The organism is Microbacterium sp. AISO3, assembly GCF_002204305.1.
GTDB lineage: Bacteria > Actinomycetota > Actinomycetes > Actinomycetales > Microbacteriaceae > Microbacterium > Microbacterium arborescens.
The window spans coordinates 1-391 of the sequence record NZ_NHRF01000184.1 but is presented as its reverse complement, the minus strand read 5'-3'; the positions used below and the strand labels follow the sequence as shown (position 1 = coordinate 391).

Below are 391 nucleotides of genomic sequence, written 5' to 3'. Positions count from 1 at the left end.
CAGAAGACAGCGGCCGGCAAGGCGGATCATGTCATCGCGATCTCGAAATTCGCGGTGGCGGAACTGGTGGAATATTTCCATATCGACGAACGGAACATCACGGTAGTGCACGCCGGTGTCGGTTCGGAATGGTACGTGCCGCCGCCGCCGGAAGACGTGGATGAAACACTGCGTGCAAACGGTTTGCAAAGCGGCTACTTCCTGTTTGTCGGTACATTGCAGCCGCGTAAAAACGTGGAACGCATCATTGACGCTTACAAGAGCCTGCCGGCCGCTGTGCGCCGCGCCCGCCAGCTCGTGATCGTCGGCCATGCCGGATGGCGCTGCGATGACCTGATCAACAAAATCCGCACTATGGTTCAGAACGGCGAGCAAGTGATCTGGCTAAGCA

At 58.1% G+C, this 391-nt stretch carries 1 protein-coding gene; it reads left to right on the top strand.

Going from position 1 to position 391, the window contains the following annotated elements; translation table 11 throughout:
- Nucleotides 1-391: glycosyltransferase (locus CBF90_RS18290; RefSeq protein WP_141097242.1), on the top strand; the 391-nt coding region annotated here is incomplete at both ends.